Annotated in this window: 10 protein-coding genes; 5 read left to right on the top strand and 5 right to left on the bottom strand. The window is 74.9% G+C overall.

The genetic code is table 11. The annotated features are described in order from the left end of the window. Positions 1-128: 128 nt before the first annotated feature. A complete protein-coding gene (locus tag GCU69_RS09750) occupies positions 129-1,583 on the top strand; it encodes an alpha,alpha-trehalose-phosphate synthase (UDP-forming) (protein WP_156205696.1) in 1,455 nt (484 codons plus the stop codon). Between the two features lie 420 nt (positions 1,584-2,003). Here the strand turns inward: GCU69_RS09750 and otsB are convergent, their stop codons facing one another. The 3 genes from otsB to GCU69_RS09765 form a co-directional block, all read right to left on the bottom strand. After that, positions 2,004-2,870, bottom strand: coding sequence for a trehalose-phosphatase (gene otsB, locus GCU69_RS09755; protein WP_156205697.1), 867 nt, complete (start codon positions 2,868-2,870; stop codon positions 2,004-2,006). A 76-nt stretch (positions 2,871-2,946) separates the two neighbouring features. Next, positions 2,947-3,234, bottom strand: coding sequence for a DUF3263 domain-containing protein (locus GCU69_RS09760; RefSeq protein WP_235978364.1), 288 nt, complete (start codon positions 3,232-3,234; stop codon positions 2,947-2,949). A gap of 519 nt (positions 3,235-3,753) precedes the next feature. After that, positions 3,754-5,037, bottom strand: coding sequence for an ABC transporter substrate-binding protein (locus GCU69_RS09765; protein WP_235978365.1), 1,284 nt, complete (start codon positions 5,035-5,037; stop codon positions 3,754-3,756). Positions 5,038-5,185: 148 nt separating this feature from the next. Between GCU69_RS09765 and GCU69_RS09770 the strand changes: the two genes are divergently transcribed. The 3 genes from GCU69_RS09770 (at position 5,186) to GCU69_RS09780 (ending at position 8,505) form a co-directional block, all read left to right on the top strand. Beyond that, positions 5,186-6,145: an ROK family protein gene (locus tag GCU69_RS09770; RefSeq protein WP_098753155.1), complete on the top strand. Its 960-nt coding sequence runs from the start codon at positions 5,186-5,188 to the stop codon at positions 6,143-6,145. Next, on the top strand, positions 6,145-7,302 hold the full coding sequence (gene nagA, locus GCU69_RS09775) for an N-acetylglucosamine-6-phosphate deacetylase (RefSeq protein ID WP_156205698.1): 1,158 nt from the start codon (positions 6,145-6,147) through the stop codon (positions 7,300-7,302). Before GCU69_RS09770 ends, nagA begins: the two co-directional genes overlap by 1 nt. 267 nt (positions 7,303-7,569) lie before the next feature. Next, entirely contained in the window at positions 7,570-8,505 is a 936-nt protein-coding gene (locus GCU69_RS09780) for a 1-phosphofructokinase family hexose kinase (RefSeq protein ID WP_156205699.1), read from the top strand. 167 nt (positions 8,506-8,672) lie between these two features. Here GCU69_RS09780 and GCU69_RS09785 read toward each other — a convergent pair whose 3' ends face one another. Both GCU69_RS09785 and cdgB read right to left on the bottom strand, forming a co-directional pair. Next, the gene (locus GCU69_RS09785; protein WP_098753152.1) at positions 8,673-9,728 is read right to left on the bottom strand and encodes a carbohydrate-binding protein; all 1,056 of its coding nucleotides are present in this window, start codon (positions 9,726-9,728) and stop codon (positions 8,673-8,675) included. A gap of 419 nt (positions 9,729-10,147) precedes the next feature. After that, positions 10,148-11,824, bottom strand: coding sequence for a diguanylate cyclase CdgB (gene cdgB / locus GCU69_RS09790; RefSeq protein ID WP_098753151.1), 1,677 nt, complete (start codon positions 11,822-11,824; stop codon positions 10,148-10,150). A gap of 296 nt (positions 11,825-12,120) precedes the next feature. Here cdgB and GCU69_RS09795 point away from each other — a divergent pair, with 296 nt between their 5' ends. Next, complete coding sequence (locus GCU69_RS09795; protein WP_257155800.1) at positions 12,121-12,684, top strand: flavin reductase family protein; 564 nt, start codon at positions 12,121-12,123, stop codon at positions 12,682-12,684. Positions 12,685-12,758: the final 74 nt, after the last annotated feature.

A 12,758-nucleotide genomic window follows, 5' to 3' on the forward strand; every position in this document is an offset into this window, starting at 1 on the left:
CGGCCCCGCGCCTCCGCGCCGCGCCCCTGCACCCGTACGCCCCCGGTGCTCCGACGGACCCTCCTGGGAGACCTTCATGACACCCGGCCGAACGTTTGAGCAGATCCACCGCTGGCTAGGCTCGCGTCATGGTCGCTGAGCACGCTGCCCGCATACTCGTCGCGTCCAACCGCGGCCCCGTGTCGTACACCGCGCACGAGGGCCCGGCCCCGGGTGACCCGCCCTCGCTGACCGCCAAACGCGGCGGCGGCGGCCTGGTCTCCGGGCTCTCCGCAGTCGAGGGCGGCGACGCGGGGGACTCCGCCTGGATCTGTGCCGCCCTCGGTGACGCCGACCGTCTCGCCGCCCGCCGCTCCGGCGGCCGGCTCGATCCCGCCGACACCGGCGGCCGCCGGGTGCGGATGCTGGACATCGACGCCGGCACCTTCGCGGGCGCGTACAACGGCATCGCGAACTCGGTCCTGTGGTTCGTCCACCACCTGCTCTACCAGACGCCGCTGGAACCGTCCTTCGACGCCGCCTTCCGCGGCCGGTGGGCCGCCTACGAGGCGTACAACGCTGCGTTCGCCGACGCGCTCGCCGAGGAGGCGGCCGAGGGCGCCGCCGTGCTCGTGCAGGACTACCACCTGTGCCTGGTGCCCGGCATGCTCCGCGAGCGCCGCCCGGACCTGCGGATCGGCCACTTCTCGCACACCCCCTGGGCGCCGCCGGAATACTTCCGGCTGCTCCCCGACGACATCGCCCGGCAGCTGCTGCGCGGCGTCCTCGGCGCCGACCGCGCCGCCTTCCTCACCCACCGCTGGGCCGGTGCCTTCGCCGACTGCTGCGCCGACCTGCTCGGCGAGCGCCCCGACCCGGCCCGGCTGGGGGTGCACGGCCTGGGCGCGGACGCCGAGTTCCTGCGCGAGCGGTCCCGGCAGCCGGACGTCGACGAACGGCTGGCCTCGCTGCGCGAGCAGATCGGCGAGTACGGCGGCGCGCCCCGCAGGACGATCGTCCGCGTCGACCGCACCGAGCTGTCCAAGAACATCGTCCGCGGCCTGCACGCCTACCGCGAGCTGCTGGAGTCCCGCCCCGAGTGGCGGGGCCGGGTCACCCATGTCGCCTTCGCCTACCCGTCCCGGCAGGACCTCGCCGTCTACCGCGACTACACGGCGGAGGTGAGCAGGGTCGCCGACGCGATCAACGCCGACTTCGGCACGGGCGGCTGGCAGCCGGTCGTCCTGCACGTCAAGGACGACTTCGCCCGCTCCCTCGCCGCGTACCGGCTCGCGGACGTGGCCCTCGTCAACCCGATCCGGGACGGCATGAACCTGGTCGCCAAGGAGATCCCGGTGGTCTCCGACGACGGCTGCGCGCTGGTGCTCTCCCGGGAGGCCGGGGCGTACGAGGACCTGGGCGAGGACGCCGTCACCGTCAACCCGTACGACGTGACGGGCACGGCCGAGGCGCTGCACGAGGCGCTGTCCATGGCCCCGGCGGAGCGCACCGAGCGCACGAAGCGGCTGGCCGCCGCGGCGACGGCGCTGCCGCCCCGGCAGTGGTTCCTCGACCAGCTCCGGGCCCTGGAGGCGCTCTCCTAGGCCCGTCCCCAACTGCCGGGCCCGGGTCGCCGGGCCCCATTGCCGGGCCCGGTCGCCGGGCCCCATTGCCCGGCCCGGTCGCCGGGCCCCATTGCCCGGCCCGGTCGCCGGGCCCCATTGCCGGGCCCGGTTGCCGGGGCATCGGGGCGCTCCGGGGCCGGAGCCGTGCCGGGGAACGGGAGTCCGGAGACCGGGCGTCGTGCCGGGGAACGGGGAGACCGGGCGTCGTGCCCGGAAGACGTGCCCGGATGAGGGGGGCTCGCGCGGGTCGCGGGACCGAAGCCCGGGAAGCGGGTCCCGGGGCCGGGGAGCCGTCTGCGCGGGACGGGCGTCCCGGGGCCGGTGGAGTCGCGCGGCAACGGAACCGCGGCGCCGCGCGCGGACCGCGATCGGGGCCTCGCCCCCGACGCGGCTCGCTGGCTAGGCCCCGGAGTCCCCGTCCCCCGCGCGACCGGCCAGCGCGTCGAGCAGCGCGACCGTGCCCGCCGGGCCGTCCACGACCACGTCCGCCCGCTCGGCCAGTTCCTCGGCGCCCTCCGCCGAGGCCGCGGCGGAGCACACCCGCAGCCCCGGCACGCCGTCCGACCGCAGCTTCTCCACCGCGCCGAACGCCGCCAGGTCGCCCAGGTCGTCCCCGGCGTACAGCACCGCCCGGGCGCCGGAGTCCCGTACGTGCGCGGTCAGCGCGACGCCCTTGTCGATGCCCGGCGGCCGCAGTTCCAGCACCATCCGGCCGGGTTCGACCACCAGGCCGTGCCGCTCGGCCAACGCTCCCAGCGGCTCGCGCAGCGCCTCGAACGCCGCGCGCGGGTCGGCGGCCCGCCGCGTGTGCACGGCCACGGCGCGGCCGCCCTTGTCCTCGACGTGCAGCGACTCGTCCCCGCCGAGGATCCCGGGCAGCTCGTCGCGGGCGGCGGCGACGCCGGGGTGCGGGGGCGGTGCGCTGACGGCACCGGTCGCGGCGTCCCAACGCTCCGCGCCGTAGTGGCCGAGGACGACGAGATGGTCCAGGCCCGGTGCTCCGGCGAAGCCGCCGTACCGCACGGCGACCTCGGCCGGCCGCCCCGTGATGACGGCGACCGAGCCGACGAGCGGCGCGAGCCGGGTGAGCGCCGGCACGGCACCGGGGTGGGCCCGGGCCTGCTCGGGGTCGGCGACGATCGGGGCCAGGGTCCCGTCGAAGTCGAGCGCCACGACGGCCCGTTCGGGCCGCTCCAGCAGCGCGGCGAGCCCGCCGCGGCCGGCGGCGGAACCAGGGGTCGGCAGGGAGTTCGGAAGGCTGCCCATGGCCCCGACCCTACCGGCGCCGGGCCGCCCGCGCGCGGGTCACCGGGCCCGGCGGGGCCCGGGAGCCGGGAGCCGGTCAGCGGTGGCTGCGACGCGTCTCGCGGACGCGGCGGAGCCGGTTGACGGTGACGGGGTCGTGGGCGAGCGCGCGCGGGTCGTCCAGGAGGGCGTTCAGCAACTGGTAGTAGCGCGGCGGCGAGAGGTCGAGCTGCTCCCGTATGGCGCGTTCCTTCACCCCGGGCCCCGGCCAGCCGCGCCGCTCGAAGGCGAGCACGGCGAGGTCCCGCTCGCTCAGCCCGGCCCCGGATCCCGGGTCCACCGGACCGTCCTCCGCCGCGCTTCCGTCGTCAGTCACACCGTCCAACATAGCCGGGCCCGTCCCGGTCTCCGCCGGCCGTCTCCGGCCCGGGTCCGCGGCGCGGTGCCGCGGCCACGGACCCGTCTCGCACCAGGGCACCCTCCCCGGACCACGAGCAGGCGTCACCCGGCAGCCGGCGACCGCGGCTCCGGGCCGGAGCACCGACGACGGACGGCCCGCAGCCGCGCGGGAACGGGAGTGGGCGGGACCGCGGGGAGGGGGTCTTCCACACCGACGTGTATGTGTGGCCGCGGTGCAGGGGCGGCCTGCCGCACAGCGGTTCGGGCGGCCGTGAATACGCGGTGGGAGCCCCCTCCCGGAGAGCCCGCCCCGGCACCCGCAGCACATCCCGGCGCACCCGGGACCACCCCGGAACCAGGCCCCAGCACACCCCGGCGCACCCCGGAACCACCGGAACCAGGCCCGCAACACACCCTGGCGCGCCCCGGGACCACCCGGAGCCAGGCCCGGCACCGCCCCGAAGCAGGCCCGGCCCCCGCCCGGGGCCGGACGGCCCCCGGGCGGTCAGCGGACCGCCGTCTCCGCCCGCGCCGCGTCCCGCTGGATCTCCGACAGCACCCCGGCCGGGTCCGCGCCGTCCCGGACCAGGCTGCCCGCCTTCGCCTTGACGTCCCGGCTGACCTGCGCCCAGGACGTCTTGTCCGACGGGTAGAAGTCGGCCGCCGGAAGCTGGTCGAGGAAGTCCCAGAGGTGTTCGTTCCCCTCGTCGGCGCGCATGGCCTCGGAGGCGGAGTTGGTGACGGGCAGCAGGTCGTAGCGCTCGGAGAAGTCGCGCACGTTCTCCTCGCCGTAGACGAAGTCGAGGAACGTCCCGACCTGCTTGCGGTGACCGTTCTCCTTGAAGGCCATCAGCCAGTCGGCGACGCCCATCGCCACCTCGGACTCGCCCTCCCGGCCGGGCAGCGGCGCCATGCCGTACTTCACGCCGCCCTGCTCGGCCTGGCGCATCAGCGTCGGGTGGCCGTTGAGCATGCCGACCTCGCCGCGGGCGAAGGCGTCGAAGGCCTCCTGCCGGTTGAGCCCGCCGGGGTCGGTGCCGGTGAGTCCCTCGCCGACGAACTCGTCCCGCAGCCACTCGAACGTCCGCACGTTCTCGGGCGAGTCGATGACATAGCTGTTGATGTTGTCGGTGTAGCCGCCACCGCCACCGAGCATCCACATCATGGTCTCGGCCTGCGCCTCTTCGGGCCCGAGCGGCAGCGCGTACGGTGTCTTCACCCCGGCGTCCTCCAGGGCCCGCGCCGCCTGCCGGAGTTCCTCCCAGCTCCGCGGGGGCCCGGTGACACCGGCCTTCTCGAACAGGGTCTTGTTGTAGAAGAGCAGCCGGGTGCTGGCCGCGAACGGCAGCCCGTACTGCGTCCGGTGCACCTCTCCGGCCTGGGCGAGGCCGGGCAGGAAGTCGGCCTGAGCGGGGATGGAGAGCAACTGGTCGGCGCTGTAGAGCTTGCCCTCGGCCGCATAGTCGGCGTAGGCGCCGATCTGGGCGATGTCCGGCGCCTCGCCGCGGTCGGCCATCTCGGCGACCTCCTTGTCGACGTCCGCCCAGTCGAGGACGGTGACGTCGACCTCGATGCCCTCGTGCTCGGACTCGAAGTCCTCGACGAGCCGGTCCCAGTATTTCTGCGAGCTGTTGGCCTTGCTGTCGCCGTAGTCGGCCGCGACCATCCGCAGCGTGACCCGGCCGCCGGTCGAATCGCCGCCGCAGCCGGACAGCGTCAGCACCGTTGCGGCCGCGAGGACGCCCGCCGCCCCGCGCCGCCACCGTCTCCGCCGCGCCGCCGTCATCATCTTGTGCACTAGAGAATCCACCCACAACCCGCCCAGAGAGGTCTACACCAACTCAATAAGGTTAAGACCACTGTTCGCAATCCGGACGACACACTCTACGGAGCGAGTGGACTAGACCTCTCGCCCCGGTCCGGGCGAGACTGTCCCCGTGAGACACGTCATCGCCCTCGATGTGGGCGGCACCGGGATGAAAGCCGCTCTGGTCGGGGCGGACGGCACCGTGCTCCACGAGGCCCGCCGGCCGACCGGGCGCGAACGCGGCCCGGAAGCCGTCGTCGCGGCCATCCTCGACTTCGCGGAGGCACTGCGGGCGCACGGCCGTGCCGCGTACGGCGAACCCGCCGCCGCGGCCGGGGTCGCCGTGCCGGGCGTCGTGGACGAGACCACCGGCACCGCCGTGTACGCCGCCAACCTCGGCTGGCGCGACATCCCGCTGCGCGCCCTGCTCGCCGAGCGCCTGGCCGGCGGCCCCGGCGACACCGCCGGCCGGCCCTTCCCGGTCGCCCTCGGCCACGACGTGCGCACCGGCGGGCTCGCCGAGGGCCGCCTCGGCGCGGGCCGCGGCGCCGACCGGTTCCTGTTCCTCGGGCTCGGCACGGGCATCGCGGGCGCCATCGGCATCGACGGGCGCATCGAGGCGGGCGCGCACGGCTGCGCGGGCGAGATCGGCCACATCGTCGTACGCCCCGGCGGCCCCGCCTGCGGCTGCGGCGGCGCGGGCTGTCTGGAGACCCTCGCCTCCGCCGCCGCGGTCTCCCGCGCCTGGGCCGCCGCCTGCGGCGACCCGTCCGCCGACGCCGCGGGCTGCGCCCGGGCCGTCGCCGCGGGCGACGAGCGGGCCCGCGCCGTCTGGCGGGACGCGGTCGGCGCCCTCACCGACGGGCTGGTCACCGGCATCACCCTGCTGGACCCCCGGCTCGTCATCGTCGGCGGCGGGCTGGCGGAGGCGGGCGACACGCTCTTCGTCCCGCTGCGCGCGGCCGTACGGGACCGCCTGACGTTCCAGCAAGAGCCCCACATCGTGCCGGCGGCCCTCGGGGACACCGCCGGCTGCCTGGGCGCAGGGCTGCTCGCCTGGGATCTACTCTCCGCGGAGGTAACCGCCTGATGGTGGCAGACAAGGTTCTCACCGGCGCCCGTGTGGTGCTGCCCGACGGCATCGACGGGAACGCCCGGATCGCCGTCTCCGGCACCGTGATCGTGCCGCCCCCCGCGGAGGACGCCGTGCCGGCCGCCGCGGGCCTGGACCTCACCGGGCACTGGATCGTTCCCGGCTTCGTCGACGTGCACGTGCACGGCGGTGGCGGCGCGTCCTTCTCCGCCGGCACCGCCGAGGAGGCCCTGGCCGTCGCGGACACGCACCGCCGGCACGGCACCACGACCATGGTCGCCTCCACCGTCACCGGTGACCTCGACGACCTGGCCCGGCAGGCCGCCGCGCTGTCCGAACTGGTCGAGCAGGGCGACCTGGCGGGCGTCCACTTCGAGGGCCCGTTCATCTCGCCCGGCCGCTGCGGCGCCCACGAGCCGTCGCTGCTCCGCGATCCCGACCCGGCGGACGTGCGGAAACTGCTGGACGCCGCGCGCGGCACGGCCTGCATGATGACCCTCGCTCCCGAACTGCCGGGCGGGCTGGACTCCGTACGGCTGCTGGCGGAGCACGGTGTGATCGCCGCCGTCGGCCACACCGACTCGGGCTACGACGCCACCCACCGGGCCATCGAGGCAGGCGCCACCGTCGCCACCCACCTCTTCAACGCCATGCCGGCCCTGCACCACCGCGAACCGGGGCCGATCGCCGCGCTGCTGGAGGACGAGCGGGTCACCGTCGAACTCGTCAACGACGGGATCCATCTGCATCCGGCCGTACTGGAGCTGGCGTTCGCGCGCGCCGGGGCGGACCGGGTCGCGTTCATCACCGACGCGATGAGCGCCGCCGGCAAGGGCGACGGCCGCTACCGGCTCGGCGGGCTGGACGTCGAGGTCGCCGACGGCGTGGCCCGGCTGGCCGACGGCGGCTCCATCGCGGGCTCCACGCTCACCCTGGACACCGCGTTCCGGCGCGCCGTGACCGTGGACGGGCTGCCGGTCGAGGATGTCGTACGGGCGCTGTCGGCGAACCCCGCGCGGCTGCTCGGCGTGGCCGACCGGGTCGGCTCGCTGGAGCCCGGCAAGGACGCCGACCTCGTCGTGCTGGACGCGGACTTCCGGATCGCCGGGGTGATGCGCAAGGGCGCATGGGTGGTCGCCCCGAAGACGGGCTGACGGCGCGCGCCGGGACGAAGGCCGCCCGCGCGGAGGGGACGCCACCGCGCACGGCCGTCCGCCCGCGCCCGCCCGCGTACGCCCCGTCCTCCAACGGCACCCGGCCCGCCCCTGCCGCCGGGACAAGACCGGACAACGGCGGCGGACGGCCCCGGGCACTGGGCCGACCGCCGCCGTTTTGGCATGATCGCTCGCGCACTTGTCCGTACGTCAACCGGTACGGCGCGTCAGCGATCCTGCACGTCGCCGCACGAGAGGGGGGAACAGATGATCGTCACGGTCACGCTCAACGCCGCGCTGGACATCACCTACCGCGTGCCCCGGCTGCGGCCCGCCGCCGAGCACCGGGTCGCCGAAACCGCGGAACGCCCCGGCGGCAAGGGCCTCAACGTGGCCCGCGTCCTGGGCGCCCTGGGCCACCGGGCCGTCGTCGCGGGATTCGCGGGCGGCCCGGTCGGCGCCGTGCTGCACGAGCTGCTCGGCGACTCCCCCGGGGGCGGCCTGGTCGAGGACGCGCTGACCCCGATCGCCGGGAACTCCCGGCGCACGCTCGGCGTCGTCGACACCGGCTCCGGGAACACCACCCAGCTCAACGAGGCCGGTCCGTACGTCACCCCGGACGAGTGGGACGCCTTCCTCGGCACCTACACCGGGCTCCTCGCCGACGCCTCCGCCGTCGCCCTGTGCGGCAGCCTGCCGCCGGGTCTCGCGGTCGGCAGCTACGCCTCGCTGGTGCGCGCCGCCCAGGCCGCGGACGTACCCGTGCTCCTCGACACCGGCGGCGAGCCGCTGCGCCGCGGCATCGCCGCCCGCCCCGACCTGGTCAAGCCGAACGCGGAGGAACTGGCGGGGCTCACCGGCTTCACCGAGCCGGTACGGGCCGCCCGCGAGGCCCGCAGGAGGGGCGCCCGCGCGGTGGCCGCCTCGCTCGGCCCCGACGGCATGCTCGTCAGCACGGCCGACGGCGGCTGGCAGGCGGCACCGCCGGAGCGGCTGCGCGGCAATCCGACGGGCGCCGGCGACTCCGCGGTCGCCGGGCTGCTGTCCGCGCTGGTCGAGGGGCTGCCCTGGCCGGACCGGCTGGCCAGGGCGGTGGCGCTGTCGGCGGCGACCGTACTGGCCCCGGCGGCGGGCGAGTTCGACCAGGAGGCGTACGAGGCGCTGCTGCCGCGGGTCGCGGTCACCGAACGGGTGGTCGGCTGAGCCCGGGCCGCGCCCCGCGCCGGGCCCGGCCGTTCCCGCTGCCCGCTGCCCGTCGGCCGTGCCCGCCGTACCTGTCCGGCGTTCCTGCCCGCCGTTCCTGCCCGCCGTTTCCGGCGGGCGCGGGCGGCGGCCGCTTCCGGCGCGCGGGCGGCGGCCGCTCCGGGCGGCTACTTCTCGACGTGCCCGGCCTTCAACTGCACCCAGTCCAGGTTGAAGTTGCACTTGTCACCGGCGGCGCAGGTGATGTCCAGGGTGTTGGTGCCCTTGGGGAGCTGGATGAAGTTGTACGTGGTGCTCCAGCCCTTGTCCCACTCGCCCTTCCCGGCGTTGGACCAGTTCTTGAGCTTCAGCGGGGTCTCGTTCTTCTTCCCGTTGATCATCAGCGTCGCCCCGGCGTCCTCGCCGGGCACCCCGTAGCCGACGAAGAGGGTGTACGGGCCCTTCTTCGGCACGTCGACCTTCCAGGTCGCCGTCGCGCCGGGCTTGTTCATGCCCGCGACGTACGCGCCGCTGTCGGAGCGGGCGTTCGGGACGTCCTTCGCGACGGTCGCGCCACCGCCGAGCCGCAGCTCCGCGGCGTCCTCCTTGTCGGAGGAGAAGGGCTTCTTCTTGTCCTTGTCCTTGCCGTCGTCCACCGGGTCCTGCTGCTGGTCGCCGCTGTCCGCGGGTGCGCTCGGCGAGCTGTCGGCCTCGTTGGAGCCGTCCGTCCCGTCGTCGCCGTTGGCCGCCATCGCGGCGACGATGCCTATGACGACCACCGCCACCACGGCTATCGCGCCGATGAGCAGACCCTTGCTGTTGGGGCCGCGGCCCCCGCCGCCGTGCCCGGACTGCGGCGCCCGGCGCGGGGCGCCGCCCGGGAGGGTCTCCGGGGCGGCGTAGGCGGGATTGGGGCTCTGCGGGTGGCCGGGGCCCGGCTGCTGGGAGGCGTGCCCCTGCGGGTAGCCGTAGCCGGACTGTGCCTGCGGATAGCCGTACCCCGACTGCTGCTGGGGGTAGCCGTAGCCGGACTGCTGGCCGCCGTACTGGCGCTCGCCGACGCGCCGGACCTGGTTGTACGAGGTACGGGGCACCCCGGGCTGCGGGGCCTGGCGGCCGTACTGAGCGGTGCTGCCGTCGCTCGCCGCGCCGTCCGCGCCCCCGTCGCCGCCCTCCGAGCGGTACAGGTAGGCGAACGGGTCGTCGTTCTCGGGTGTGCCCGCTCCGTTGTTGCCGGCCGTCATCCCCTGTCACTCCCCAACTGGTTGCCGAACCACTCGCGCCGCGTCCGCAGCGCTCGGACAGCTCCTATCAGTGCCGGGGCGGCCCGAGTGAGGTCCGTGCTGTCCGGATGGCCAATGTTCATGATCGATTCACCTCGGCCGACGGCCGATCGACCGAGCGTACCCGCTCACCGAGGCGGCCGTTCAACGCCGCGGCCCGCCGGGCGGGCACGGGTGCGGCGAATCGTGCGCCTTCCCCTCGCCGACCTGCCCACTCGTCCCACAAAGGTGAGGTAAGTCCCATTCGCCCGCCACCGGATCCACCACCCGATCCACCACCGGATCAGCCATCTGATCCCCGCGGCTCACCACGCACCGCGCCCCTCCGGCAGATCCTCCCCGGCTCCGCACGCCCGGGCTTCCCGGCCCGGGCCCGCCGGTCAGCCCGCGCGGCGGTGCGTGCGCCCCGACCGGGACCGCTTCTCGATGTACATCCTCTGGTCGGCCGACTGGAGCACTTCCTCCGCCGACATCCCGCACCCGGCCCAGCCGATGCCGAAGCTCGCCCCGACCCGTACGGCACGGCCGTCCACCCGGATCGGCGGAATGATCGCGTTGCGCAGCCGGACGGCGAGGTCCTGCGCGTCCGCGCGCCCGAGCCCGTCGGCGAGGACCACGAACTCGTCACCGCCGAGCCGGGCCACCGTGTCCCCGTCCCGCACCGCGTGCGTCAGCCGCCGCGCGACCTCGATGAGCACGGCGTCACCGGTGTGGTGCCCGAACCGGTCGTTGATCGACTTGAAGCCGTCGAGGTCGCAGAAGAGCACCGCGAGGCCCTTGGTGCCGTCGTCCGTCTCGCCCTCGGACGGCGCGACGGTGTGCACATGGCCGTCGTAGAGACCGGACCCGGGCAGTTCGCCGAACGCCGAGTCGAAGCCGTCGCTGAAGCCGTTCTCGTCGGTCCCGGCGAGCAGGGTGCCGGGGCCGTACGCGTCGGCGCTCGCCACGGCCGGCGTGCCGCCCGGGCCGAGGGAGTCCGGCGGCCGGTTGCAGAGCCGGGCGCCGAGCCGGGCGCGCAGCTCGGCGCTGTTGGGCAGTCCGGTGAGCGAGTCGTGGCTGGCGCGGTGGGCCAGCTGGAGCTCGTGCCGCTTGCGCTCCTCGATGTCCTCGACGTGGGTGAGCAGGAAGCGCGGGCCGTCGGCGGCGTCGGCGACGACGCTGTTCCGCAGCGACACCCAGACGTAGCTGCCGTCGCGCCGCGCGAGCCGCAGCTCGGCCCGGCCGCCCTCGGCGGAGGTGCGGAGCAGCAGCCCGATGTCCTCCGGGTGGACCAGGTCGGAGAAGGAGTAGCGGCGCATGGTGGCGGCGGGGCGGGCGAGGAGGCGGCAGAGCGCGTCGTTGGCGCGCAGCAGCCGGCCGTGCTGGTCGCCGCCCATCTCGGCGATGGCCATGCCGCTGGGGGCGTACTCGAACGCCTGCCGGAAGCTCTCCTCGCTGGCGCGCAGCGCCTGCTGTTCGCGTTCCAGCCGGACGAGGGCGCGCTGCATGTTGGCGCGGAGCCGGGCGTTGCTGATGGCGATGGCGGCCTGGAAGGCGTACATCTGCAAGGCTTCGCGGCCCCACGGGCCGGGGCGGCGGCCGTTGCGCGGCTTGTCGACGGAGATGACGCCGAGGAGTTCGTCGCTGGAGGAGTACATGGGGGCGAGGAGCCGGTCCATCGGGTGCCACTCGTCGGCGAACCGGGGCTGCGGGCCGCCGCTGTGCCACTGCGGTACGTCGTCGTCGTCGAGGACCCAGCCCTCGGTGTGCGGGATGAAGCGCAGCTCGCCCCAGCGCACCCCCATCGAGAGCCTGCGGTCCCAGGAGGCGCGCGAGCCGACGCGGCCCGCCATCAGTGCTTCGGCGCCCGCGCTGCCCGCGACCGCGGCGACCACCAGATCACCGTCGGGGCGGACCAGGTTGACCGCCGCCAGCTCGTAGTTCAGTCCGTTGACGACTCCGTCGGCGACGGTCTGCAGGGTGTCTGCCAGGCTGCGGGCGGTGTTGAGGTCCGCGACGACATGGTGGAGCTGCCGCAGGGTCGCAAGACGGACGTACGGTTCCGACTCGGCCTCCATCTTTCGCACTCCCCGAGACCTCGACAGCAACTCCAGGATTCTGGTCGTCCGATTGCCACGGCCACTGAATCACAGCGAGCTGCCCACTCGGTACACAGGGTCAACAATTACTGCCTGCTGTGACTCAAGTCACAGATTGGGTTCATAAGTTGACGATATGGCCCCTGCCCGGGCTCACGCTTTTTGAACGCAAATCCGGATGAAGGAATACCGGCGGCGCCCGCCCGCTCCCGCCCGGGACCTAGGTCCCGGCTCCGCCCCGGGCCCGATGCGGACGCGGAGCGGGCCCGGATAGCGTGCGAGGTGTGTTGAAGCAGAGCCCCACCCCGCGCACCGAGTCCATACCCCATGCTGAAGGGGTGAGTGACGACGAGTTCCGTGCCGCGATGGCCCGGCTGGCGGCGGGCGTGGTGCTGGTGACGGCACATGACGCCGAGGACGGCCCGAGAGGCGAGGACGTCGGCATGACGGCGACGGCGTTCATGTCGGTGTCACTTGACCCGCCGCTGGTGATGGTGAGCGTTCGCAACGATTCCCGGATGGACGAACTGCTGGAGCGGCAGCCCCTCTGGTCGGTGTCCGTACTCGCCGAGAACCAGCGGCAGACCGCCGGCCGCTTCGCGATGAAGGGCCGCCTCAGCGACCGGCTCCTCTTCCAGGAGTTGCCGCACGAGCGCGGCGAGGTCTCCGGGGCGCCGCTCGTCACCGGCGCGCTGGCGGCGGTGGAGTGCCGCACGGAGCAGCGCGTGGTCGCCGGGGACCACACCCTCGTCATCGGCCGGGTGCTCGCGACCCGGCTGCCGCCCGAGGAGGGCGGCCCGCTGACGTACTACCGGGGGCGCTACCGCCGGCTGGGCTGACGGCGGCGGGCGCGGGGCTCCGTTCCCATACGCGCGCCGCGGCCCGGCGCCTCGTACGCCCGGAGGGGCCGCCG

Source organism: Streptomyces lycii (assembly GCF_009735685.1).
Classification (GTDB): Bacteria; Actinomycetota; Actinomycetes; order Streptomycetales; family Streptomycetaceae; genus Streptomyces; species Streptomyces lycii.